General features: G+C 60.8%; 21 protein-coding genes. 12 read left to right on the top strand and 9 right to left on the bottom strand.

Annotated elements, in window-relative coordinates:
* Nucleotides 1–7 precede the first annotated feature (7 nt).
* Nucleotides 8–2,248, top strand: a complete 2,241-nt coding sequence (locus tag FDY93_RS12100) for a TonB-dependent receptor (protein ID WP_138236022.1) — start codon at nt 8–10, stop codon at nt 2,246–2,248.
* 89 nt (nt 2,249–2,337) lie between these two features.
* Nucleotides 2,338–3,846 (top strand): M20 family peptidase, encoded by a 1,509-nt coding sequence (locus tag FDY93_RS12105; protein WP_220446184.1) that lies wholly within the window; start codon nt 2,338–2,340, stop codon nt 3,844–3,846.
* A 48-nt stretch (nt 3,847–3,894) separates the two neighbouring features.
* On the opposite strand, the gene FDY93_RS12110 is transcribed toward FDY93_RS12105, so the two are convergent.
* The 3 genes from FDY93_RS12110 to FDY93_RS12120 are packed head-to-tail and all read right to left on the bottom strand — an operon-like array spanning nt 3,895 to nt 7,959.
* Nucleotides 3,895–5,073, bottom strand: coding sequence for an iron-containing alcohol dehydrogenase (locus FDY93_RS12110; protein ID WP_138236023.1), 1,179 nt, complete (start codon nt 5,071–5,073; stop codon nt 3,895–3,897).
* An 8-nt stretch (nt 5,074–5,081) separates the two neighbouring features.
* Complete coding sequence (locus FDY93_RS12115; protein WP_138236024.1) at nt 5,082–6,479, bottom strand: aldehyde dehydrogenase family protein; 1,398 nt, start codon at nt 6,477–6,479, stop codon at nt 5,082–5,084.
* Nucleotides 6,480–6,507: 28 nt separating this feature from the next.
* Nucleotides 6,508–7,959 carry a glutamine synthetase family protein gene (locus FDY93_RS12120; RefSeq protein WP_138236025.1) on the bottom strand — a complete coding sequence of 484 codons (1,452 nt, stop codon included), beginning with the start codon at nt 7,957–7,959 and terminating at the stop codon, nt 6,508–6,510.
* 264 nt (nt 7,960–8,223) lie between these two features.
* Here FDY93_RS12120 and ppa point away from each other — a divergent pair, with 264 nt between their 5' ends.
* The 3 genes from ppa (at nt 8,224) to FDY93_RS12135 (ending at nt 12,404) form a co-directional block, all read left to right on the top strand.
* A complete protein-coding gene (gene ppa / locus FDY93_RS12125) occupies nt 8,224–8,760 on the top strand; it encodes an inorganic diphosphatase (protein WP_138236026.1) in 537 nt (178 codons plus the stop codon).
* A gap of 254 nt (nt 8,761–9,014) precedes the next feature.
* Nucleotides 9,015–11,642: a TonB-dependent receptor gene (locus FDY93_RS12130; protein WP_138236027.1), complete on the top strand. Its 2,628-nt coding sequence runs from the start codon at nt 9,015–9,017 to the stop codon at nt 11,640–11,642.
* 216 nt (nt 11,643–11,858) lie between these two features.
* Nucleotides 11,859–12,404 carry a hypothetical protein gene (locus FDY93_RS12135; RefSeq protein ID WP_138236028.1) on the top strand — a complete coding sequence of 182 codons (546 nt, stop codon included), beginning with the start codon at nt 11,859–11,861 and terminating at the stop codon, nt 12,402–12,404.
* A gap of 176 nt (nt 12,405–12,580) precedes the next feature.
* Here the strand turns inward: FDY93_RS12135 and FDY93_RS12140 are convergent, their stop codons facing one another.
* Nucleotides 12,581–13,594, bottom strand: coding sequence for a FecR family protein (locus FDY93_RS12140; RefSeq protein ID WP_138236029.1), 1,014 nt, complete (start codon nt 13,592–13,594; stop codon nt 12,581–12,583).
* Nucleotides 13,591–14,184 carry an RNA polymerase sigma factor gene (locus FDY93_RS12145; RefSeq protein ID WP_138236030.1) on the bottom strand — a complete coding sequence of 198 codons (594 nt, stop codon included), beginning with the start codon at nt 14,182–14,184 and terminating at the stop codon, nt 13,591–13,593. Before FDY93_RS12145 ends, FDY93_RS12140 begins: the two co-directional genes overlap by 4 nt.
* Nucleotides 14,185–14,454: 270 nt before the next feature.
* On the opposite strand from FDY93_RS12145, the gene FDY93_RS12150 reads away from it, so the two are divergent.
* Nucleotides 14,455–17,397, top strand: coding sequence for a TonB-dependent receptor (locus FDY93_RS12150; protein ID WP_138236031.1), 2,943 nt, complete (start codon nt 14,455–14,457; stop codon nt 17,395–17,397).
* A gap of 72 nt (nt 17,398–17,469) precedes the next feature.
* Here FDY93_RS12150 and FDY93_RS12155 read toward each other — a convergent pair whose 3' ends face one another.
* The 3 genes from FDY93_RS12155 to FDY93_RS12165 form a co-directional block, all read right to left on the bottom strand.
* Complete coding sequence (locus FDY93_RS12155) at nt 17,470–18,021, bottom strand: hypothetical protein (RefSeq protein WP_138236032.1); 552 nt, start codon at nt 18,019–18,021, stop codon at nt 17,470–17,472.
* Nucleotides 18,022–18,094: 73 nt separating this feature from the next.
* Complete coding sequence (cysE, locus tag FDY93_RS12160) at nt 18,095–18,916, bottom strand: serine O-acetyltransferase (RefSeq protein ID WP_240914113.1); 822 nt, start codon at nt 18,914–18,916, stop codon at nt 18,095–18,097.
* Between the two features lie 26 nt (nt 18,917–18,942).
* The gene (locus tag FDY93_RS12165; protein ID WP_138236033.1) at nt 18,943–19,680 is read right to left on the bottom strand and encodes a M15 family metallopeptidase; all 738 of its coding nucleotides are present in this window, start codon (nt 19,678–19,680) and stop codon (nt 18,943–18,945) included.
* 411 nt (nt 19,681–20,091) lie between these two features.
* Here FDY93_RS12165 and FDY93_RS12170 point away from each other — a divergent pair, with 411 nt between their 5' ends.
* From FDY93_RS12170 to FDY93_RS12185, 4 genes are all read left to right on the top strand, one after another.
* Nucleotides 20,092–20,376, top strand: coding sequence for a TfoX/Sxy family protein (locus FDY93_RS12170; RefSeq protein WP_138236034.1), 285 nt, complete (start codon nt 20,092–20,094; stop codon nt 20,374–20,376).
* 328 nt (nt 20,377–20,704) lie between these two features.
* Complete coding sequence (gene htpX, locus FDY93_RS12175) at nt 20,705–21,592, top strand: protease HtpX (RefSeq protein ID WP_138236035.1); 888 nt, start codon at nt 20,705–20,707, stop codon at nt 21,590–21,592.
* Nucleotides 21,593–21,663: 71 nt separating this feature from the next.
* Nucleotides 21,664–22,740, top strand: coding sequence for a S1C family serine protease (locus tag FDY93_RS12180; RefSeq protein ID WP_138236036.1), 1,077 nt, complete (start codon nt 21,664–21,666; stop codon nt 22,738–22,740).
* Nucleotides 22,741–22,789: 49 nt separating this feature from the next.
* Nucleotides 22,790–23,134, top strand: coding sequence for a Rieske (2Fe-2S) protein (locus tag FDY93_RS12185; protein WP_138236037.1), 345 nt, complete (start codon nt 22,790–22,792; stop codon nt 23,132–23,134).
* Nucleotides 23,135–23,181: 47 nt separating this feature from the next.
* Here the strand turns inward: FDY93_RS12185 and sfsA are convergent, their stop codons facing one another.
* Entirely contained in the window at nt 23,182–23,883 is a 702-nt protein-coding gene (gene sfsA, locus FDY93_RS12190) for a DNA/RNA nuclease SfsA (protein WP_138236038.1), read from the bottom strand.
* Nucleotides 23,884–24,213: 330 nt separating this feature from the next.
* Here sfsA and dksA point away from each other — a divergent pair, with 330 nt between their 5' ends.
* Complete coding sequence (dksA, locus tag FDY93_RS12195; protein ID WP_138236082.1) at nt 24,214–24,651, top strand: RNA polymerase-binding protein DksA; 438 nt, start codon at nt 24,214–24,216, stop codon at nt 24,649–24,651.
* 136 nt (nt 24,652–24,787) lie between these two features.
* Nucleotides 24,788–25,699 (top strand): tRNA glutamyl-Q(34) synthetase GluQRS, encoded by a 912-nt coding sequence (gene gluQRS, locus FDY93_RS12200; RefSeq protein WP_246068568.1) that lies wholly within the window; start codon nt 24,788–24,790, stop codon nt 25,697–25,699.
* Nucleotides 25,700–25,716: the final 17 nt, after the last annotated feature.

Here is a 25,716-nt window from a genome sequence, read left to right on the forward strand (position 1 = left end):
GAACACCATGCACGCCCGCCCTTTCCCCGGCGCCAATAGGCCCAATGTACTGGCCGCCGCCGTCGCCACCGCGATCGCCGTCCAGCTGTCGCCCACCGCACTGGCCGCGGAACTCGAAGAAATCACAGTGACCGCGCAGAAGCGCACCGAGCGCATTACCGAGGTGCCCATCGCCATTACCAACGTGGGTGCGGAAGCGATCAAGCAGACCGGCGTGCGCCAGGTCAGGGAGGTCGCCCAGTTCGTGCCCAACCTGAACATCAGTTCGGGTACCGATTTCACCACCACGGTGACCATGCGCGGAGTTGGTTCCGACAGCCGCAACATCGGCTTCGACACCCGCGTCGGGGTCTACTTGGACGGCGTTTACCTGGGGCAGTCCCCGGCGATCAACCAGGATCTGGTGGATCTCGAGCGCATCGAGGTATTGCGTGGCCCCCAGGGCACCCTGTTCGGCAAGAACACCGTGGCCGGCGCTATCAACCTGATCTCCCAGAAGCCAAGCGATGAATTCTCCGGCAGCGTCGGCGTCGAGTACGGCAGCATGAATTCCCGCCAGCTGTCGGCGACCCTCAATGCACCGTTATCCAAGAGCCTGTTCAGCAAGATCTCGGTGAACCGCCAGCAGCGCGACGGCTATATAAGGAACCTGACCACCGGCAATCTGTTGAACGAGCAGGACGGCAGCGCCTACCGCGCCCAGTTGATGTACGACGCCGGCGGCGCGTTCAATGCGATCCTGGCGGTGGATGGCATGGAGAGTGATCGTCTCTCCACCACTGGCGAGGCCGTCACCAATCCATTCGGCACCGGCCCCGACACGGCGGCACCGGAAATGCACCAAGTGGCCATGAATGTGGACCCGCGCGAGGAGCGGGAAATCCGCGGCGCGGCGCTGACCATGGAGTGGAGCCTGCCCAGCGACTTCACCCTGCGCTCCATCACCTCCTCCCGCGACACGGAGATGACCTACAACAACGACACCGATTACTCCCCCTACCCGCTGGTGGAAATTACCTACACGGACAGCTACGCACAGCAGACCCAGGAATTCCAGCTGGTGTCGCCCGGCGCGGACGATTTCAACTATGTCGCGGGTCTCTATCTGTACCAGCAGGAGGGCGACAGTTACCGCGAGGTGACCTCGTCGAAGTTCTTTGAAGACCTGTTGCAGGCCCAGTACGGCGCGCCCGGGCTGGTCAATCCGGACAGCCCGGTCGTCTCTGCCGGAATCGTGGATACCAGCAGTATCGCCGCCTATATCAACGGCTCCTACCAGCTGACCGACGCCTGGAAACTCGGCTTCGGCCTGCGCTACTCCGAGGAACAGAAGGAAGTGGACTGGGCCATCGACGGCAGCGGTGCCCCGCTGTTCGGTACCGCCACCGGCACGGTGCGGGACGACCGCACCGATTCGCACCTGTCGCCCACCGTCAGTATCAACTACGCCCTGAGCGAGGAGGCAAACGTCTACGGTAAATACAGCGGCGGCTTCAAGAGCGGTGGCTATAACCTCGACTTCGTCGCCGCCGGCGACCTGGTCGCGGGTACCGACTTCGACAAGGAAACGGTGGACGCGTTTGAAATAGGCCTCAAAGGCACTGCCTTCAGCCGTCAGTTCAGCTACAGCCTGGCGCTGTTCCAGTCCAACTACGAGGACTACCAGGTCAACCAGTTCGTGGATCTGGGCCAGGGCGCCACGTCTATTTCCATTCGCAACGCGGCGGAAGTGGAAACCCGTGGCCTGGAAGCAGAGATCACCTGGCTCGCCAGTGACAACCTCACCATCAACGCCTCGATGGGCCTGTTGGATGCGGAATTTGCCAGCTATCCCAACGCGGATGCCAACGGCTCGGATCTCTCCGGCAACCAGCTGCCCAACGCGCCGGAAACGTCGTTCAACCTGGGTGGCCAGTACTACCTGCCCATCAACAGCATCGGCGCCGATCTGCTGCTGCGCCTCGACTATATTTTCCGCGACAGCTTCTACAATACCGCGGAGAACGAAAGCAAGCGCACTCTCGCCAATGGCGACACCGTCCAATTCGGCCAGGTGGACGCCTACCATCTGGTGAATGCGCGTATAGGTCTGGAAAGCCACGCGGACTCATGGAATGCGGCACTGTTTGTGCACAACCTCACCGATGAGGAGTACATGGTGAACACCAGTCGCGACTTCCTCGGCACCCTGCGCCATTTCTACGGCCTGGAGCGCACCGCCGGGATTGAACTGGAATACCGTTTCTGATTCGCAATCCGGGTAACATCCACTGACCATCGCGGCCCGGGAGCCATCGCCACCGGGCCGCCACTTAATCAACAAAACTACCGTCGACCATGAAAAACAACTTGATCAACCGCTGCCTGATCGGCGTTGGCATCGCGACCCTGACCCTCGCGTCGGTGATTGTGATCCGCACCCTCGGTTTCACGGCGCCACCGCTGGCCAATGTCACCCCCGAATCGCCGGATCTCGACGGCCGCGCCATCGCCGCGCACCTGTCTGAGGCAATACGCTTCCGCACTGTGTCGGCGCAGCTGAACCAGCACGAAACCCAACAGGAATTCCGCAATTTCATCACTTGGCTGGCGGCAACCTATCCGGAAGTGCACGCGGCTATACCGCCGCAAAAACTGGGCACAAAGGACGGCCAGGAATTCTCCCTGCTATTCACCTGGCCCGGCAGGAACAGCGCGCTCCCCCCCATTCTGCTCTCCGCCCACTACGACGTGGTGCCGGTCATCCCCGGTACCGAGGATGAATGGCAACATCCGCCTTACGCCGGTGCGGTGGACGACACACATATCTGGGGCCGCGGCACACTGGACGACAAGGGCGCCGCCATCGCCCTGATGGAGGCGGCCACCGGATTGCTGAAACAGGGCTATCAGCCCGAGCGCACGGTGTACATCAGCCTCACCAGCGACGAAGAAACAGGCGGTGAAAGCGGCACGGCTGCGGTGGTGAAAAAACTGAAAAGTGACGGTGTTCAGCTGGACTGGAGCCTGGATGAAGGCTCATTCCTGTTGCACGGATTCATTCCCGGAGTGGAGTCCCCGATCGCCAGCATCAATGTGGCGGAAAAGGGTTACCTCACGGTGGATCTGGTGGCATCGGGCCAGGGCGGCCATTCTTCCATGCCGCCGCCGGAAACCGCAGTGGATGTTCTCGCGCGCGCCCTGGTGCGACTGAATCAGCATCCAATGCCCGGGGGGCTGGAGGGTCTCAGCCAGAAACTGTTCGACGCCGCCGCGCGCCACATGCCCTTTGAAAAACGCCTGATGTTCGCCAACCAATGGTTGTTTGGACGCGGCATTGAAGCGGCGCTGGAAAAGCAGAACAGCACCGCAGCCATGCTGCGCACCACCACGGCACCCACTATGCTTTCCGCCAGCGTGAAGGAAAATGTGCTACCCATCGAGGCCATCGCGACGGTGAACTTCCGCCTGCACCCGCGGGACAGTATCGACGATGTACTGCAGCACCTGGAACAGGTCATTGACGACGAGCGCGTAAAAATCGAAGTCCGCCGGGGCGATGCCGCTTCCCGGGTATCCAGCGATGAAGCGCACGGATTTCATTTGGTGGCGGATACCACCCGCGCGCTGTTCGGCCCGGTGATTACCGCTCCCGGCCTGACCATTGCGGGCACCGACAGCCAGCGCTACCAGGAAATTGCCGACAACAATTACCGCTTCAACCCCATGCTGGTGACCCGCGAGGACGTGCACGGTTTCCACGGCACCAACGAGCGTATCAGTATCGACAACATGGTGAAGGCCACAGGTTTTTATCAGCGGCTGATACAGAACGCGAACACACCGTCGCAGATATCGGACAAGTAATTCCTGCGCGCCGGCGATGACGACCTGAACACAAAACCGGGGGTTACTCTATGCCTCGCAGAGGACCCCTCGGCAGGCGTTCAGGAATATTTCCCGATAGGCATCCGCGCTGAAAGGCAGCGGATTGCCCGGCGCGGATGGATCGGCGGCGGCCATCTGCGCAACCAGATCCGCGTCCCCGTCGCCGATGCCGATGTCCGCCAACCCGTGTGGAATGCCGAAGTCCCGTCGCAGAAACAACACCCAGTCCAACACGCCGGAAAAACCCGCCGAGGGCAGCGACAGGTAGCGCGACAGCCGGCTCATGGGCTCTTCAATGGCTGTGCGGTTGGCGCACAATACATAGGGCATCAAAATCGCATTCAGCAGACCGTGGTGCTTGTCGTAAAGGGCTCCGAGGGGATGCGCCAGCGCGTGCATGGCGCCGAGCCCACGCTGGAATGCGGTGGCCCCCATACTGGACGCCGCCAGCATCTGCATCCTCGCTTCCAGGTCATTGCCATCGGCCACGGCGCGGGGCAGGTACACACTGATCAGACGCATGGCCTCAAGTGCGATCCCCTCCGCCATGGGGTGGAAGTTTGGCGCACAGTAGGCTTCCAGATTGTGTGACAGTGCATCCATGCCCGTGGCGGCGGTAATCGGTGCCGGCAAGCCGAGAGTAAGTTCCGGATCCAGCAGTACGATGTCCGGCAGCATGCGCGGGTGGAAAATAATTTTTTTCAGCTTGGCACTTTCATCGGTGATCACCGACGAGCGCCCTACTTCCGAGCCGGTGCCGGCAGTGGTGGGCACGGCAATCACCGGCACCATGCCGTGGGTGTTCACCTTGAGGTAATTGTCCCCCACATCTTCGAAATCCCAGAGAGAATGGGTCTGCCCCACCATCAGCGCAATGGCCTTGCCCGCATCCAGCGCCGAGCCACCGCCCATGGCAATCACCCCGTCGCAACCGTGCGCCTTCAACACCGCGACACCATCGCTCACGTTCTTGCCGGTGGGGTTGCCTTTTATCTCGCTGAACACCGTCAGTGGCACACCCGCTACCAGGCATCGCTCCACCACCGCCTGTACCATCGGCAGCGCCACCAGCCCCGGGTCGGTGACCAGCATGGGCGTGGCCATGCCCATTTCCCGGCACAGCTGCGGCAGTTCGGCAATGCGCCCGGGCCCCACGCGCATGGCGGTGGGATAATTCCAGTTGGTGAAAAAAGGGCTTTTCGACATGGTGACCTTCAGGGTCTGAGCTTGAAGTGGAAGGATTTCGGGCGCGTGAGATGCTCGAAGCCGACACCGGACAAGGTGCAGCCACGCCCGGAATTTTTCACTCCGGTCCACGCGAGCGCCGGGTCGAGATAGTCACAGCGATTCAAAAACACCGTGCCGGTTTGCAACTGATCGCCCATGGCCAGTGCGGCTTGCTCGTCGGCGGAATAGATCGCTGCGGTGAGGCCGTATTCCGAGTCGTTCATCAGTGCCAGCGCTTCCGCGTCGTCCGCCACCGGCATCACGCCCAGCACTGGGCCGAAGGATTCCTCACTCATCACCCGCATGGAGTGATTGACGTTAGTGAGCAGCTGGGGCGCCATGTACGCACTGCCGCGCCGGTCCAATGCGAATTCACTGCCGTCGATATGGGCCTGCGCGCCCTGAGCTAGCGCTTCGTCGATCTGGTCGCGCACAAAGTCCGCGGCACTGGCCCGCACCAGCGGGCCGAGGGTCGTCTCCGTTTCGTCCGGGCGGCCGAGGCGGTATTTGTAGATCAGCGCCACCGCCCTTTGCACAAATTCGCTGTACAGATCCCGATGCACATACAGCCGCTCGATACCGCAGCAGGACTGGCCAGAGTTGAAAAAAGCTCCGTCCACCACCGACGCAACGGCGTATTCCAGATCCGCGTCGGCGCGCACATAGGCCGGATCCTTGCCGCCAAGTTCGAGCCCCACGGAGAGAAAGCGCCCGGCAGCCGCTGTTTCCACCGCCGCGCCACCGGCCACTGAACCGGTAAAGGCCACATGCTGCACACCGCCATTGATCACCATCTGCTCGGCGTCGCGATGATCCAGATGCAGGTATTGGAATACCCCCGGTGACACTCCCGCCTCTGCGAAGGCTTCCACCAGCCGCTCGGCACACAGCGGCGTCTGCGCTGAGTGTTTGAGAATGACGCTGTTGCCGGCCAGCAGTGCCGGCACCACCGCGTTGATGGCGGTGAGGTAGGGGTAATTCCACGGCGCGATGACGAAAGCCGTGCCCAGTGGTTCGCGGCGGATAAACCGCCTGAAGTCGGGTTTTTCCGGCAATTGGATGTCGCTCAGTGGACCTTCAAGGGATTCCGCAAGCACTGCCATATAGAGCGCGCGCTCCGCCAGGCCGTCTATCTCACCACCGGCGTAGGCGATGGGCCGGCCCATCTGCCAGCAGATTTCCCTGGCAAGCTCGGCTTTTTTCCGCTGCAGAATATTCACCGCCGCACGCACCAGCGCCGCGCGCTCGGCCACCGGTACCTGTTTCCAGCCCAGCTGTGCGCGCTGCGCATTGTTCAGGGCGTTTTGGATTTCATAGTCCGTGGCCAGCGGGCGCTCGACATAAACGCTGTTGTCGATGGGGGAAATACATTGGAGTTTTTGCATGGAATTATTGGGTTGTTGGAAATTCGCTTTAAATGATCTCGAAGTAGCGTTGCAACTCCCAGTCGCCGATATGTTTGCGGAATTCGCGCTCCTCCCACTCGCGGCTCGCGGCGAAGTGATCCACAAAGGCATCCCCGAACAGTTCCCGCGCGGCTTGAGACTGCTTCAGGCGTTGCGCGGCATCCCACAGGGTGCGCGGCAGTGCGAGCTCTTCCGGCTGCTCTACCGCGTAGGCATTCCCCTCCACCGGTTCTCCCGGCTCCCAACCCTGCTCCACCCCGTAGAGACCGGAGCCGAGTGCCACGGCGAGTGCGAGGTAGGGATTGGCATCGGCCGCGCCCAGGCGGTATTCCTGGCGCTGGGATTTATCCCCGCCGGGAATTACCCGCAGTGCGGCCGTACGGTTTTCCACCCCCCAGGTGGCGTGGGTGGGCGCCCAGAAACCGGGAATCATGCGCCGGTAACTGTTGATCGTGGGGGCAACCATGCACAGCAGTTCCGGCATCAGCCGCTGCTGGCCGGCGAGAAAATGTCGCTGGGTATCGCTCATGGAATGCGGCTGGCCCTCGGCAAAAAACGCCGACGTGTTGTCACTCTTATTGCGCAGGGAGAGATGGATGTGCCCGCTCTGGCCGGGGTAGTCGTTGGACCACTTGGCCATAAACGTCGCCATCAGCCCGCGCCGCTCCGCCAGCACCTTGATAAACGTCTTGAACAGCGCCGCCTTGTCCGCCGCCGCTGCCGCTTCGTCCACGGCGATGGCCGCTTCCAGTACCCCGGGGCCGGTTTCCGTATGCAGCCCCTCGATGGGGAAGTCCATGCGCTCTGCCAGCGCGAGAATTTCGTGGTACAGATCCGCGTGCACCGAATTGCGGATCATCGAGTAACCGAACCAGCCGGGGGTAAAGGGTTTGAGGTTGCGGTAACCCTTGGCGCGGGCCGTGTCCGGGGTTTCGTCGAACACAAAAAATTCGTACTCGAGCGCCGCGTAGGGGGCAAAGCCCGCCTGCTCGCAGCGCGCGATCACCCGCCGCAACAATGCGCGCGGACACACCGACTCCGCCGCGCCCTCGAACTCCGCCAGAAACAGCAGCATGCCGTCTTCAAACGGCACCTCGCGACAGGTGTGGGGCAGAATGCGCACCGGCGCATCCGGGTATCCCGTATGCCAGCCGGTGTAGCGGGTATTGTCGTACTGCTGGTCCTGAACATCCCAGCCCAACACCACATCGCAGAACGCAAAGCCCTTGTCGAGGGCGGAGAAGAACTTCTCGCGGCTCATGTACTTGCCGCGCATCACGCCGTCGTTATCGAACAACCCCACCTTCACGTGGCTGAGGCCGCGGGCCTCAACAATGCGTCGCGCATCGGCAACGGACTGCACCTGGCGCGGGCTGAGGGTAGAACCGGCCTGAGACACCGGGGAACTGGAGGCAAAAGCGGCCGGCGGCGACGACGGCAGTTCGGTGGACTCGTCCATGAGGGGCTCCATTATTGTGACCGGACCGTCGCCTGCGTGCGGCGGGCGGAATCCTGCCTTGAGCTTAGTCGACACACGCAAAAGTTGTGGGTGAAGGCGCCGATATCGGGGTCGGTCCTGGGATTGACACCGCCACAAAATTTCCCAAATGGCGCGTTCATTAGTCATAAATCGCGCCGGCTATGTTAGCGCCCGCTCAGGGTATATAATCCGCGCTCCAAATTTTCACCCATCAACTTGTTCACTATTTAGCCAGGACCAGCAATGAGCTTCGATAAGGTTTCCCCGGGCAAAGACCTGCCCAACGACATCAACGTCATCATCGAGATCCCCGCCAACCACGCGCCGATCAAGTATGAAATCGACAAGGACGCCGACGCGGTATTCGTAGACCGTTTCGTAGCCACCCCCATGTTCTACCCGGCCAACTACGGCTACGTACCCCAGACCCTGTCTGAAGACGGCGACCCCCTGGACGTGCTGGTAGTAGCGCCCTATCCGGTAATGGTTGGCTCCGTGATCCGCTCCCGCGTGGTTGGTGTACTGAACATGACCGACGAATCCGGCGTAGACGCCAAACTGCTGGCGGTACCCCACACCAAGCTGACCAAACTGTACGACCACGTGCAGGAAATCAGCGATCTGCCGGAGCTGCTGATCAAGCAGATCGAGCACTACTTCGAAAACTACAAGAAGCTGGAAGCCGGTAAGTGGGTGAAGGTAGACGGCTGGGCCAACGCCGACGCCGCGCGCGCCGAGGTTATGGCTTCCCGCGAGCGTTACCTGAAAGAAGAGGGCTGATCACAGCCTTCCTCTCCCGAAAGCCGGCTTTACGCCGGCTTTTTTGTGCCTTGACATCGTGTCCGCCATAACCACAGCACTCGCGGCTAAGGTGCCGCCACCGACTCTCATCTCCCTCCGTAAACCTAATTGAAAATTCCTGTCGGGATATTTCCATCACTGGCGTTTACCCAATTACGGCTCCCATAAATAACGGCCGTGCTTTGACATAACAAAAATTCGAAATGCCAAATAACAAAAGAATGGAGAAACCCATGCAAAGATCGCGTGCTCACACTGCGCTGTTTCACAAGACACTGCTCGCCGGCACTATTGCGGTGATTTCCGCAGGGGCCGCTGCCCAAGAGCAACAACAGGAACAGGCGGCCGATGGCAAGACCGTGGAGGAAGTTGTGGTGACCGGCATTCGCGGCGCACTGCAACAGTCGCTGGACGTCAAGCGCGATGCCACATCCATCGTGGACGCGATCAGCTCAGAAGACATCGGAAAATTCCCGGATAAAAACGTCGCCGATTCCCTGCAGCGCGTACCTGGCGTGTCTGTGGACCGTATCTGGGGCGAAGGCCGCGATATTTTTGTACGCGGCACCGACAGCACCCTCAACCGCACCCTGATGAACGGCCAGAATGTGGCTTCCGCCTACTGGTGGGCCAATGACAATCCGAGCCGCGGTTTCAACTACTCCATCCTCGCGTCGGAGCTGGTATCCGCGCTGGAAGTCTACAAGAGCCCGGAAGCCCGCCACGACGAGGGCAGCATCGGCGGTATGGTGAATGTGCGCACACGCAATCCCCTGGACCTCGACCCGATGACGGTGAACTTCTCCACCGAGGGAACCTACAGCGAACTGCCGGACCAGTGGGACCCGCAGATATCCGGTCTGCTGAGCTGGAAAAATAATACCGAGACCTTTGGTGTACTGGCCTCGTTCAACAGCCAGCAGCGCACCATGCGCCGCGATGGCCTTGAAGTGTTTCCTACCAATGACCTGTACAACGTTACCGACCAGAACGGCAACGTGACCGAGAACGTGTATGTGCCCTGGGGCGGCGGCTCCGCAATTTTCCAACAGGACCGCCAGCGGGATACCGCGAATATTACCGTGCAGTTCCGCCCCTCGGATCGCTGGGACCTGGCTATGAACTACGTCGCCTCCGATATGGAAATGGACAACAGCAACCAGAACTACCTGTTCGTGGCGGGCGGTTACAAGATCCCGAACGGGGATGTGGTCACCAACCCGGTGTTCATTCCCACCAGCGATGGCAACCAGGCCCTCGTCGGCGGTGTGATCGAAAATCGGAACAGTATCGGTGTTGCGGATGAACCTATTGTGCGCGACTCGTTTGTGGAATCCGAAGTACTGGACTTCGCCGCAGACTATGACGGCGACGGCTGGCAGTTACACCTGCAGGCAGGCAACACCAACGCCAAAGGCGGCAGTACCAAGGATCGCAACTACTGGTTTGAAGGCAATGCCGCGGAAGATCTCAATTTCGACAAGAACACCAATGAATTCAGTTTCCCCGGCGTAGATCCACTGGATGGCAGCGCCCTGCATCTGAATGCAGCCAACCTGCGCGACTGGGTTCGCATCATGGAAGACGAGGAAACCTATTTCCAGGCGGACGCCAACATCGATGTAGAACTCGGCTTCATCACCGCCATCAAGACCGGCCTGAAACTGCGCGATCACACCATCGAGAACAACCGCCAGAACGGCTCGGTAGACGTGAACAATCCGGACATTGCCGAGCAGGTGGCCGCGCTGAACGCCATTACGCTGGCCGATGTGTCCAGCGGCCCCAGCCCGGTACTGCACGGCGAAGGTGCCACCTCGGGTTCCCTGACCCGCTACGCATTTCTGGATGCCGGTCTCGCGCAGCAAAAAGTCGACAGCATTCTGGATGCCGGTGTCATGACCTATGCGAAAGACCAGCGCGCCTACTACAAAATCAACGAAGAAATTACCGCGGCCTATGCCCAGGCGGAGTTTGAAAGCGGACAGCTGCACGGTAATTTCGGCGTGCGTCTGGTGGAAACCGACCAGACCTCTCACGCGTATATCGACGGCGAGCGCGGCGCGGTCGGTCGCAGTTACCGCGAGGCGCTGCCGAGCGTCAACGTGATTTACGATCTCTCGGAGGAAATCATCCTGCGCGCCGCCGCCTCCCGCGCCATGGCCCGCCCGACGTTCCAGAATCTGAGTTCCAACATCGTGATCAATGCCACCAGTGGCACCGCCACCGCCGGCAACCCGATGCTGGACCCGATTTTTGCCGACCAGTTTGAGATCGGTGCGGAGTGGTACTTCAACGATGCCAGCCTGCTGGCCGCCACCTACTTCAACAAGGATCTGAGTACGTTTGTTTTCCAGGATACCCAGGTTGAAAATATTGACGGCCAGAACATCAACGTCACCCGCCCGTATAACGCCGACAAGGGCGCGGATATCCAGGGTATCGAACTGCAGGTACAGCACGACTTCGGCAGTGGTTTCGGTGCACTGGCCAACTACACCTGGACCGATGCGAAGGTTCCGGTAAATGAAGACGGCACGCGGCTGGAACTGCCGGGCAATTCCCGCGATCAGTTCAATGCGTCCGCCTACTATGAAGATGACGCAATCAGCCTGCGCCTTTCCTACAACCTGCGTTCGGAATCCTACGGCGGCCTGACCTCCGGCTCCCAGCTGGTAACCGACCAGTACGATCAGTGGGATGCCACCGCCAATTGGATGGTGAACGACAATGTGGATATTTTCCTGACCGCAGTGAATCTCACCAACGAGATTATCTATATGCGCACCGCAGACGGCATTCCGGTGGGTTTTTACGAAAATGGTGCGCGCTTCAGCCTGGGCGCACGACTCAGTTACTGACCAACGGCGCGCTGAACAATCCACTTTCCAACAGGCATCACCTTGTCACCTTTTAGGGCGCCCATCGGGCGCCATTTTTCATTCGCCTTTAGCCGTTTACCCCAAAACAATTTCACACTTTAGTGAATTTCCAAACGGAAGCGCACAGATTCATACCCAACTTATGCGCTCCCACAGTAAAGTGACCATATATTCAATTCATTCAATGGCTCCGAAATGCATTGGCTCTATCGCTACGCGTCCTGGAAAAAGGCGGGATTTTTTCTCGCGCTCAACTTTACCCTGCAGGCAATCATCCTGCTGGTCTTTTATCCGGAGATCAGCGCAACACTGGAGCCTCTGGATATCCGGGTGGGGCTGACCGCCGATGCTATTGAAGACTTTCTCGGCGCGATCGGCAGCGATGGCAGGGCGCTGTATTTTTTTAACGAGAGCGTACCGGACATGCTGTTCCCCGTCGCCTACGCCTTTGCCTACGCACTGTTGATGGTGCAGCTCATCAAGGCCTGCGGCCAGGTGCATACGCCACTCAAATACCTTGCGTTACTGCCCTTTGCCATCGCCCTGTCTGACATACTGGAAAACCTGCAGATGCTTGTCGCCATCCACAGCTATCCCACCATCGCCCCCGCGCTGGTGCGCGGTCTGGCCGCGGCCAATCTGGCAAAGCATATTTTCACCACGCTGGTAGTGAGCGCCCTGGGTGTGCTGTTCGTCTGGCTGCTGTGCAACCGCCTCTGCCAGGTGCGAATTCCCGACTGAATTTCCGGCCATATCTGGGCCCGTTGACTCACCGGCGTATAGCCGGGTTTTCGCAATCGGGAAGCAGAGCCATGAGTAAAGCGGTGAATGCGCTGCGGCTGGTGTGCCGCAGCGCGGCTGAAGGTGCTGGTGTTAGCGTCGCCACAGAAGCTGGATGCGAGTTTTAACACTAACCGCTAGCGCGGTTCGAGCACCAGAACGCGCTGGTTATTTTTATTGATGCGGGCACCAAAACCCTGCTCCAGCGCAAAGGCGAGACCGTCGGCATCGCCTATATTGAATACGCCGCTGATGCGCTGATCCGCCAGGGCATCGCCCACCAGCACCATTTTGCGCGTGGTGTAGCGGTTGTATTCGGCAATGGCATCTTCCAGACGTTCGTTGTCAAAATAGATCCGTCGGGTCTGCCAGGCAGTGACCTGCTCCAGGTTTACCGGCATTACGCCGCTGTTGTCACCCGGGCGCGCAGCGGTGTAACGAACCCCCTGCCCCGGCAACATTTTTGCCAGCTGCCGCGGCTCGCCGCCGGCATCCTGCGCGCGCACCTCCACCACGCCCTGTGTCACCGCCACGCGCACATTGCCCGCCTGCAGCGCAACATTGAATGCGGTTCCCAGAGCGCGCACTTCGGACCCCTGCACATTGACGACAAAGGGACGTGAGGGATTTTTTGCCACCATGAAAAACGCTTCGCCGCGTTCGAGAAACAGGGCGCGCTGGGCGCGCCGGTAGCGTACGCCCACACGGCTGTCGGTGTTCAGCATCAGCGTAGAGCCATCCTCGAGATGCACTACACGCTGATCGCCAATACCCGTCTGGTAGTAATCAATCGCGTAATAATCCCGCACCAACAGGGCGGCCACAGCGACCAGTACCACCGCGGCAATACCGCTCACCCAGCGCCACTGGCTGTAGAACCGGGAGCGCCGGCGTACCGCCTTGCGGATTTCCGGCAGACCGGCATTCAGCTCTGGGTCGTCTTTCAGGAACGCGGTCATCAGGCCCAGCTGCTGGCATTGGGCAAACGCCTGCCGGTGCCGGCCATCCACCTGCAGCCAATGCTCCAGCGCGTCCGACTCGGCGGCACTCATGGTGCCGCTCTGCTGCCTGGCAAGCCAGTCTGCGGCCTGTTCGCGAATGGTGCCATCCAGTTTGCGCGGGGCTTTATCCGTCGTGTGCGTTGGGCTCATAACAACTCGTTCAATTCTTGCTGCAGGTGCTTCAGGGCAGTGCTCATGTGGCGCTCGACACTGCGGGTGCTGATGGACAGTGCCGCCGCCACTTCCGGATAGGTCATTTCTTCAAAACGGCTCAGCAGGAATACCTTGCGGGTAACCGGCTTGAGCCTGAGCAGGGACTGTTTCAGTTGCTGCAGACTCTGTTGCCATTCGGCACTGCCCTGGGGTGATACCTGCGAACTCGCGTGGTCTTGCTCATCAAAACTCTCGTGCTGGTCTGCCCTCCGGCGCAGTTGGCGCCGCAGGCTGTCGCGCACCAGATTGGTGGCCACGGTATACAGATAGGCCCTGGGGTTTTCCCGCAGGGGTTGCAGATCCTGCAGGCGCAACAGTTTGATATAGGTTTCCTGCAGGATGGTTTCCGCCTCCTCGCGCCCGCCGGGCAACATACGGGTGACATAGTGACCGAGTGCGGAGTGATATTCACTGTACAGTGCTTCGATAAAGGCGCTGTTCTCGCGACACGCGTCCGCGACCGGCGACGGCTCGACCAGCCGCAGCGCTGCGCCGGACCTGAAGTTCCGCAACTTGAAACTACGCACGCCGGCCCCCCGAGGTCACGCAACCGCTCTTTAACTGTTTTGTTCGCAAACGTTTACCCATAACTTCTGTAAACGACAGGCGGAGCGAAACCCCGACACATTTATCCAGTTTTTGTTTGTTTTTTTGTGCGGACGAAGCGCCAGTCCCAGCTTTCCCACATCCGGCCCGTACCAGCAGTTCCCTTGCGGCGTCCGGCGATTATCAGGTATTTTGCCGATCTGCGGTAACGACCCCGAATCGCCACGACTGGTTTCCGCCCAACGATAATAATGACCAAAACAGCTATCGCCGCCGAACTGAGGCGCATTGGTCCTGCACTGGTTCTGCTGCAGGCACTGCTGCCAGTGCTTCCCGCCCGCGCCCTGCCGGCGGCGCTTCCGCACACGACAACAGCGGAAACGAGCGATCCCGCGTGGTTTGCCCGCGACACCATCCCGTTTGATCTGCCCGCTCAACCCCTGCATCAGGCGCTCACCCGGTACGCCGAACAGGCCGGGGTCCAGCTGTTCTACCGCAGGGAGCAGCTGCCGACGCAAGTTTCTCCATTGATCCGCGGGCAAGGCAGCCCGCGAGCGGTCATCGCACAGTTACTGGCCGACACCGGCCTCGACTTCCGTCTGGGCAACAATCGCACCCTGGTGATCAGCGCACCTCTGCCGGGCACCGCGGACTCCGCAAGTGCGATAGCGCCGCAGGAGACGGCCAACCCAATGCGCCCTCTGGAGGAAACCTATGTAACCGGCGTTCGCACCAGCCTGCGCCAGAGTCTCGCCACCAAATACGCCAGTGAGAATCTGGTGGAAATCACCACCGCGGAAGATATCGGCAAGTTTCCCGATCACAATGTGGCGGATGCCCTGCAGCGGATTGCCGGGGTTTCCGTGGACCGGGTATGGGGCGAAGGGCGGGACGTGAACATCCGCGGCACCGACAAGGATATCAATCGCACACTGTTGAATGGCCAGCATGTGGCCTCGGCCTACTGGTGGGCAAACGACAACCTGAGCCGCGGTTTCAACTACGCCACCCTCGCCTCGCAACTGGTGCAGTCTCTCGAGGTACACAAAACCCCGCGCGCAGATCTCGACGAGGGCAGTATCGGCGGCACGGTGATCGTGCGCACACGCAAACCGCTGGACATGGAAAGCCGCGCCCTGCACCTGTCTGCCGGACAGCAGTACAGCGCGCTGGCGGGTGACTGGGCGCCCCAGGGCTCGGCCCTCGGCAGCTGGAAAAACGACGCTCAGACCTTCGGCCTGCTGGCGTCACTGAACTGGCAGCGCCGGGGCAGTCGTCGCGACGGTCTGGAAACCTTTGCCGACAACAATCTCTACACGATTACCGATGACCAGGGCACCGTCACCGACAAGGTCTACGCGGTCTGGGGCGGCGGTTCCGCAATGCTCGAGCAGGAGCGCCGTCACACCACGAGCAACCTCACCGCCCAGTGGGCACCGGATGCCCGCTGGGATCTGGCGCTCAACCTGCTGCGCTCGCAGATGGACATCGACAATCGCAACCACAATTTTCTGTTCTCGCCCGGAGGCTACAAGCTCAGCGAGACACCGGCAGTGACGGTGACCGATCCTGAATACCTGACCAGTGACGACGGCCACAAAATTCTCGCCGGCGGCACCCTCGGCAATCCCGACAGCGTCGGTGCGATTCTCGACAGCATCCAGCGTCAGGCGTATATCGATACCGCGGTCAACGATATGGATATCCGCCACCGCGGCGAGCGGTGGGAGAACCATGTGCAGTTCGGCCACACCAGTGCCCGCGGAGGTACCAGCCACGATCGCCTGTACCGCTTCACCGGCAATAGCCGGGTGCGCTTTCATCTGGACCGCAATATCCTGGAAGCCGAATACCTCGACCTGGACCCGCAAAATCCCGCAGCGCTGGACCATCTGTCGCCGCTGTCTCGGGACTGGGTGCGCGCCATGGACAGCCGCGAGCATTACGCGCAGTGGGATCTGGAGCGGGATTTCGGAGACGGCTGGTTGCAGCACGCCCGGTTCGGCCTCAAGTACCGCAACCACCGCGTGGAAAACAATCTCACCGTGGGGGAAATCGACACCGAGAGCGCCGCCTGGCAAACCCTGCAGAACATCGGACTGGACCAGGTGAGCGGCGGCCTCAGTCCATCACTCAGCGACCAGAGTGCCAGCGCCGACACGCTGGTGCGCTATGCGCTCACCGACGCCGCACTGTTGCAGTCGGTCATCAACCCGCTGTTCGACGATGGGGCCATGCGCTATCGCTACGATCGCAGCGCGTATTTCAGTATTCGCGAACAGAGCCTCGCCGCCTACGCCAGTATCGATTTCGAAGCCGGGGCCTGGGCGGGCAATGCCGGTGTGCGCGGCGTCGGCACCCGGCAGCGCGCCAGTGCCTACGATCGCGATCAGCTGCACCATGCCGACAACCGCTACAGGGACCTGCTGCCGAGTGTCAATCTGCAGTACCGGATGGATGAGGGCCTGCTCGCGCGCGTCGGCATCGCCCAGGTTATGGCGCGGCCGAATTTCAAGGATCTGACACCCAATATCATCGTCGAGCCCACCAGCGGTTACGGCGCCGCGGGCAATCCGCAACTGGAGCCCTATCGCGCGGATCAACTGGATCTCGCCTTGGAATGGTATTTCGCCGACGCCTCGCTGCTTTCCGCCACAGCGTTTTACAAAGACATTTCCACGTTTGTGTACCCGCACGTGAACCCGGAAATGATCGACGGCGAATTGCACTACATCACCCGGCCGCAGAACGGCCCGGGTGCGACCATTCGCGGGCTGGAACTGCAGTGGCAACAGGGATTCAGCGGCAACGTGGGGATACTCAGCAATTACACTTACACCGACGCCAGCGTGCCCTCCGCTGACGGCAGCCGCACACTGGAACTGCCGGGCAATTCGCGCAGCCAGTTCAACGCATCGCTGTATTTCGAAAACCCGCGCCTGGACGCGCGCCTGAGCTACAACTACCGCTCGCGCTCCTACGGGGAGATCATCGCCGGCTCCCAGAGTGAGACCGCGGCGTACCAGCAGTGGGATGCCACCGCGCAGTGGCGCTGGTCGGAAACGCTGGCGTTTTCCGCCGAGGCGATCAATCTGACCGACGAGGTGATACGGATACACAGCGCCGCGGGCATACCCCAGGGCCTTTACGAAAATGGCCGCCGCTTCGCCGTGGGCGTGAAGATGGAATTCTGATCTCGCCGGCAACTCGCTGTGCCGGCAAAATCTATGGCAGAAAATCGGTCGACCGGGAGCGCCGCTGGAGAATCAGTCCTGTACTTTGAATATCGCCTTGCCGGTGATGTGATTGGCCAGTTTCCAATCGGGTACTGCCACCGGCGGCGGGGTCTCCTGCTTGCGCTCTGAGGATTCCACCAGATTGCCCTCTGCCGGCTTAAGGCTCAGATGGCTGACCGGCACCTGCACAGGTTCCTGCCGGGCACGCTCATGCTCCCGCAGCAGATAGCCCTCCATCGGTGCCAGGGAGAGACCCGATTCCGCAGAAGGCTGCGCGGCGACCGGTCTGTCGCCAGATTCGGGTTTGAGTACAGACTCGGGCTCAGGCCTTGCAACCACCGCGGGCTCCGCTTCCGCCTTGAGCGAGGACTGGGCACCGAGCTTTGCCAGGGTCGCCACAAGCTGTTCCGCCTGCGCCTGTCGCAACCCTTTCTTGATCGCCAGCGGGCGGCCGCTAAACAGTTTGTCCACCGCTGCGGGGCCAAGTCTGAACAGACGCGCAAAATTGGCTTTGACGTCGGCGACGGTGTATCCGGGCTGCAGATCGCCACGGAAGATCACACTGTAGGTGGAATCAGACATGCAAGAATCTCGCTCGAGAGTGGTGCCGCTGCGATCGGCTTGTCATTGTTTGCTGCGGTCTATTCAAGCGGATTCAGTCTTCGGAATCCAGTGTCTGGTCCATGGTGAACGCGGGCGCGGCGACACTTTTTGCCGCAACAACACGCGCCGGCACCCCGGCCACGGTGGCGTGCGCGGGAACATCGCGCAGCACCAGGCTGCCGGCGGCGATCTTGACCCCTTCACCGATAGCGACCGGGCCCAGGATCTTGGCGCCGGCGCCGATCATTACACCCCGCCCAATTTTCGGGTGGCGATCTCCGCCGCCACAGCCACTGCCGCCAAGAGTGACCGAGTGCAGGATGGAGACATCGTCGCCAACAACACTGGTCTCCCCCACCACGAGGCCTGTGGCGTGGTCGATCATGATGCCGCAGCCAAACGTGGCAGCGGGGTGGATATCCACAGCAAACTGCTCCGACACGCGGCTCTGAAAGTACAGCGCCAGTGTGTGCCGACCTTTTTTCCACAGCCAGTGGGCAATGCGGTGAGACTGCAGGGCGTGAAAGCCCTTGAAGTAGAGAAACGGGGTGAGATATTGGTCGCATGCGGGATCGCGGTCGTACCAGGCGCATATGTCCGCCTGCATACAGCGGGAAATTTCCGGTTCGTCTGTCAACGCCGCGGCGATCACTTCCTGCAGGGCAGTGGCGGTGAGCGCGGCGTGATCCAGCACCGACGCCAGCTGGTATGCCAGCGCGCGGTCGAGACTGCGGTGGCGCAGCACGGTATTGTGGAAATAACTGGCCAGAACCGGCTCGCCGGCAGCGGCCGCCGCCGCCTCCGCGCGCATGGTGGACCAGATTTCGCGATGGTTCAGCTCACTGACGTTGATGGCATCTACTCCCGTATTCAACCTTCTGCGGGCGGTGAAAACACCCCTTAGAGGCGCTGCAAATTGGCCGGGTAGGCATCGTCCGGCACCGCAATAAAGCGCGCAAAGATTTCGTCGATGGCGCCGCAGGCGATTGCCGACAACATTACTTCCGCACCCGCCCCGGCCTGCTGGCAGCGCTGAAGCTGCTCACACAGCAACTCACCGGTCAGCAGTTGCTGGAACTCCCGTGCCCGAGGTGCGTAACTCAGATGCCAGCGCTCGGGGGCCACGCCGCCGCGATCTTCGGCATAGGGACGGAACAGCCCGTAGCTCCGCCCCTCGGCAATGCGCTGATCAAGCCAAACGTGGAAGGGACCGAAAACCCCCTCGTCCGCAACCTCCTCTGGCGTCAACTGCACGTGGTAATCCTCCGCCACCGCGGCGGCGTCGATCACATCGAAGTCCGTACCCCAGTGATGACGCGATCCGCCGGGCAGCGCGGACCAGCGCAATATAGCGAATACGATCTCCTCTGGCGACATACAGGTCACGTCCAGCTCACGGCACGCGCTGTCGAGTAGCGGCCGCTGGCCACTGACTTTGGCATTCCAGATAGTGCGCTGGCGTTCGAAACTGCGAAACCCCGAAACCACTTTCGGATGGAAGCCCGCGTCGCGGGCGTCGCGCCGCAACTGGTCAAACGCGGTGAGCGCCTCCGGGTGCATCAGCTGCCCGGAGACCGGCTCAAGAATTACATGCGCATCACTGAGTCCGAACAGCATGTCACGCAGGAGACTGTGCATGGTCGAAATACCTCTGGAAAATTTCCTTGGGAAAAGCTCACAGCAAAACCTGAGAAATAGGACTAGGCTTTTCTGCAGATGTGACTAAATAGCACAAATGTGCCAATCAAAGACCGCTGCGTCGATATACACCGCGGCCGCGCCACCCGGGCACTATAACGCTTCGGGCGCCCTGGCAGCACTGCCGCGCGGGCGCCGCGGGCTGACAAAGCAACATTTTCTCCGGAGATGATCGCGGTTTGGCCTTTTATTTTTTTGTGCTATGTTGCACGCCTGTTGTGTTTGGCCCCGAAGAGGGTCAAACGGAAAAGGATTCAGGTTGTGTTCGCCGGCGGTATTTTCCGTCGAGCGGAAACGGGATGCGGTTGCGATTGGCAACCAGAGAGTCTCAACAGTTCAGGGAAGAAATTTATGCACCCAAGTCAATCAGAGTTGTTGAAACTGAAAAACCTGGGACTTGCCTCTGTGAATATTCTCCACTCCATCGGTATACGTTCCCTGGAAGATCTGCACAGGGTAGGCCCGGTGGAAGCGTTCGCCAGCATCCGGCGTCGCGGCATCAACGTCTCCCGGGTGTTGCTCTACGCGCTACAGGGCGCACTGCTCGACATACACTGGAACGATCTCGACCCGGACCTCAAGGCCAACCTGGTGAGCGAAGCGGAACAGTTACTCTCGCGAAAAGACAGCGCCTGACCCCAAAACCCTTTCATTCCGCTTACGGCGCACCCGCCGCCGCGCCACTTTTTATTTGCAACACCGGCAACGCCCGATTCATTTTTCGGGTGCCGTCAGGTGCCTGTAAAAAATGTCATGTACACGCGGTGGAAATCCTCGCGGGGCCCTTGCAATCAGCGCCGCCCGACCTTATTAAAATCCGGAATACAGGTGCCCCGGTCACGCGCGGATACCCGCTCGGACACGGCACTGGATTCCCAACCATTCGTTTTTTTACTCGGACTAAAATGGTTCCGGATTTCTCACCGACACCAACACTTACAACCACCTTTTCTGGAGAAGGCTGATGCTGCGAATAGGGCTTTTCCTGCTGACCAACCTGGCCGTCATGCTGCTGGTCGGTATTATTTTCAACCTGCTGGGTATTCAGGGGATTCTCGATGCCAACGGCGTCAATCTGAACCTTCCGGGCCTGCTGTTGATGTGCGCGATTTTTGGTATTGGCGGCGCGTTGATTTCGCTGTTGATGTCGAAAACCATCGCACGCATGTCCACCCGCACCCAGATTATCGAGCAACCGCAAACGGCGGATGAGCGCTGGCTGGTGGAGACGGTGCGCGAGCTGTCGCAGAAGGCCGGTATCGGCATGCCGGACGTGGGTATTTTCCCCATGCCCCAGGCCAACGCCTTTGCCACCGGCTGGAACCGCAACAATGCGCTGGTCGCGGTCAGCGCCGGGTTGCTGCAACGTTTCAATCGCGACGAAGCGCGCGCGGTGATCGGCCACGAAATTGGCCATGTGGCCAACGGGGATATGGTGACGCTGGCGCTGATTCAGGGCGTGGTAAATACCTTTGTGATGTTCTTCGCCCGCCTCGTGGGTTTCTTCGTCGATCGGGTACTGCTGCGCAATGAACAGGGGCTCGGCATCGGCTACTACATCACGTCCATCGTCATGGACATGGTGTTCGGTGTATTTGCCATGGTCATCGTCGCCTGGTTCAGCCGCCGCCGCGAATACCGCGCGGATGCCGCCGGTGCCCACCTCGCCAGCCCCAACGCCATGATCGCCGCACTCGCGCGCATCAAGGCGGAATCGGAAGCAGGCCGCGAAGAGCCGCTGCCCGCCAACATGAAGGCATTCGGTATCTACGGCAACAGCATGGCTGCGCTGCTGGCCAGCCATCCGCCCCTTGAGGATCGGATTCTGGCGCTGCAAAATTCTGCCCGTTAACGCTTTCGCGAGCGCAGCCGGTCCCAGTTTCAGACCGGCTGTCGAACGATAAACCGGATCAGAAATCACCCATGGCTATGTCATTCCGCTCTGCTACCCGCAAGTTTTCCTCCCTCACGCTCCTGCTTGTGCTGCTTACGCCGGCGTTCTCAGCGCTGGCCGAATCGCGTACCCCCCAGTTCGCCACCGACGACGAAGTGAACACCATGCAGGTATTCAACTTCGCCAGCCCGTCCGTGGTCTATGTGACCAACGAAACCCTGGTGCGGGACCGCTGGAGCCTGCGCCTGCACACTGTGCCCAAGGGCGCGGGGAGCGGCTTTATCTGGGATGACCAGGGGCATGTGGTGACCAATTACCATGTGATCGAAAAGGCGCGAAAAATTACTATCACCCTGCAGGACCGCAGCGAGTGGCCCGCCGAACTGGTGGGGTCGGCCCCGGAAAAGGATCTGGCGGTGGTCAGGATCAGCGCACCACGGGAGTTACTGAAACCTCTGGTACCGGGTAACTCAGCGGGGCTCGCGGTAGGCCGCAAGGTGCTCGCCATCGGCAATCCCTTTGGCCTCGACACCACCCTCACCACCGGCGTGGTCAGCGCACTGGGCCGCGAGATTGAGGCAGCCGGCAATCGCACCATCCGCAATGTGATCCAGACGGACGCGGCCATCAATCCCGGCAACTCCGGCGGCCCGCTACTGGACAGCAGCGGGCGCCTGATCGGCGTAAATACCGCCATCTACAGCCCGAGTGGCGCCAGCGTCGGGATCGGCTTTGCTATCCCGGTGGACACGGTGAAAAAGATCGTGCCGGAGCTGATTGCCCACGGCCGCCTGGTGCGCCCGATCCTCGGCATCGAATCCGCGCCCGATCAGTGGGCGAGCCAGTACGACTTCAAGGGCGTGGCGGTATTGCGCACCGCGCCGGGCCTGCCCGCGGAGCAAGCCGGGTTGCGCGGGGTTTACCGCGGCGATCGCGGCGGCTGGCAGCTGGGGGATGTGATCGTGGGTATTGACGGCCACCCCATCGGCAATTACGACGACCTGATGAATGTGCTGGAAAACCACCGCCCCGGCGACCGGGTGCGGGTCGATTATCTGCGCGACGGCGAGGCGCTACAGACCTCGCTGGTGCTCGCCGCGCCGTGATCCGATACACTCGCCCGCCCACTCGACGACAACATATAAAAGACAGCCGATGCAAAAACACTTTCTCTGCCGCTACGAAGACATTAACGAAGGCGACGCCAAGGGCTTCTCCGTCGGCGACGCCAGTGCCGGCCTGGACAATGTATTTGCCGTGAAAAAGGACGGTGAAATCTTCGCCTACAAGAACATCTGCCCGCATCGGGGTATCAATCTGGAGTGGCAGCCAGATCAGTTTCTGGATTCAGAGAAGGCCTTGATCCAGTGTGCATCCCACGGCGCGTTGTTTGAAATCAGCACCGGTGAGTGCATCGCCGGCCCCTGCGCCGGAGATGCGCTGACGCCAGTGCCGGTGGAATACGCCCAGGACGGGCTGTATGTGATTCTGGCGGACTGATCCGGCGGTTTCTGTTGGGCACAGCTTCGCTTTGCCCAACAATACGATCAGGCGATGAACGGCAGGCGCTCGGCGAGGCGGATTTCACCCGCGGCCAACGCGGCCCGGTAAGCAATCACCTCCACACCGGCCTCGACCGCCTGCACCAGTGCCGCCGCATACGCGGGGTCAATTTCCCCAGCCGCCTCCACCGTCTCAATGCCCGAGTGCTGCACACAGTAGAACAACACGGCGCGCACCCCGGCTTCCGCCAGTTTCTGCAGTTCACGCAGATGCTTGGCTCCCCGCACACTCACCGCATCAGGAAACATTCCGCGCGCGCCCTCCGCCAGGGTGACATTTTTCACTTCCACGTAGCAGTCGCCATCGCCGCGGCTCAGCAACAGGTCTATACGACTGTTCTCCTCCCCGTATTTCACTTCCCGGCGCAGGCTGTCGTAGCCCTGTAGTTCGCGGATCACACCGCTATGTATCGCCTCCTCCACCAGCGCGTTGGCGCGCCCGGTGTTCACCCCGGCGAGCGCGCCCTCCGGCGTGGTGGTAATTTCGAGGGTGTGGCGGTATTTGCGTTTGGCGTTGCCGGAATCGGAAAACCAGCACGGCGTGTTTTCCAGCCAGCAGTTCTTCATGGAGCCGGTATTCGGACAGTGAATGGTTATAATTTCACCAGACGAAAGTTGGATGTCGGCGAGAAAACGTTTGTAGCGGCGCAGTAACAGCCCTTCGCCCAGAGCCGGATCAAATTTCACGAAGTATCCTGTGAATGGTTAGGCGTGAGTATTTCTTGAAAGAGACTCACAAAAAGTCAGCGTTGGCCGGCACAAGCGCCAGCCTGATGAAAAAAGCGTCGTCAGAATACACCAATCGGTGCGACTCTGGCCGGAGGATCGTCGCCGCAGATCTGCTCGGGCAACATTTTGTGGCGCCGCCCACGGAGATTTGGTAGTTTCCTCGCCTTGGTCGCCGCGGCGGCCTGAGGATACAGCCTGCGGTCGCTTAGGCTTTGAGCCTGCAAGGCTTGAATTTGGTTGTAGTGCCCCTATAAAACAGGGCCCCGTATTACGAGAGAGGCAATGACTATGCCCAATACTGCTGCGAAATCCGATTCTCTGCACGGCTTCGAGCCCTATCAGGAAACAAAGGGCGAGGAGTACATGAATGAGAAGCAGCAGGAGCACTTCCGCAAGCTGCTGCTCGCCTGGAAGGCCGAACTCATGGCAGAGGTGGATCGCACCGTATCGCACATGAAGGACGAAGCTGCGAACTTCCCCGACCCGGCAGATCGCGCCAGCCAGGAAGAGGAATTCAGTCTGGAACTGCGCACCCGCGATCGCGAGCGCAAATTGATCAAAAAGATCGACGCCACCATTGAGCTGATCGATCAGGACGACTACGGCTTCTGCGAAGCCTGCGGCGTCGAAATCGGCATCCGCCGTCTGGAAGCGCGGCCCACCGCTACCCTGTGTGTGGACTGCAAAACCCTGGCGGAAATCAAAGAGAAGCAGATTTCGGGGTGAAGCCGTGCGCTGAGCGGGCATTGCTCGCTGCGCGAATTCACGCCCGGCCGTTCCGGGCGCGGTGAGTGCCCGGAACGGCCGCAGTGGTCGGACCGGGCCAAGCGCCTGAGACGGAAACTCGCAACGAGCCCAGCTGGTGAACACCCGCGGCAACGTTTGCCCGACACCCTATCCCATGACCTCCCCAAGCTACATCGGCCGCTTTGCGCCCTCTCCCACCGGCCCCCTGCACTTCGGCTCGCTGGTCTGTGCCGTCGGCAGCTATCTGGATGCCGTGGCCCACGGCGGCACCTGGCTGATCCGTATGGAAGACCTGGACCCACCGCGGGAAATGCCAGGCGCCGCTGAGCGGATACTGCACTCACTGGACACCCACGAGCTACACAGCCAGCGCCCAATCGAGTGGCAGAGCCGGCGCCACCATCTCTACCAAAACGCGCTGGAGCAGCTGCGCGAAAAAGGCTTGGTCTATCCCTGCGGATGCACCCGCGAGCAGATCCGCCGCTCCGGCGGCCATCGTCGCGCGACATGCCGGCAATACACGCCAGGCAGCGACGCACTCACCGCTCTGCGCTTCTGCTGCGAAGGCGAGGAAGAACGCTTCGACGATCTCTGGCACGGCGCCCAGATCCAGCACACGGTCGAAGACCCTATCCTGAAACGCAAAGATGGACTCTATGCCTACCAGTTGGCAGTGGTAGTGGACGATATCGCTCAGGGTGTGACCTGCGTAGTGCGCGGCGCCGATCTGCTGGACTGCACCGGGGTCCAGCGCCGCCTTTTTCGGGCCCTCGGGGCCGAGCCACCCGGCTTTGGCCACATGCCACTGGTGATGAATGAAAGCGGGCAGAAACTCAGCAAACAGAACCAAGCCGCCGCGCTGGACGACGCCCGTCCCGCCGAAAACCTGCTGCAGGCGCTGCGTTTTCTCGGCTTTCACCCGCCCGCAGAACTGATATTGGAACAACCCCGCCATATTCTCGCCTGGGCCGCGGCCCGCTGGCAGCGCCGGCAGATTGACCCCCGCAACCGCCTGCTGCATCAATAGGCGCAAGTTTGCGCAAT

The organism is Microbulbifer harenosus (genome assembly GCF_005771435.1).
GTDB classification, from domain to species: Bacteria; Pseudomonadota; Gammaproteobacteria; order Pseudomonadales; family Cellvibrionaceae; genus Microbulbifer; species Microbulbifer harenosus.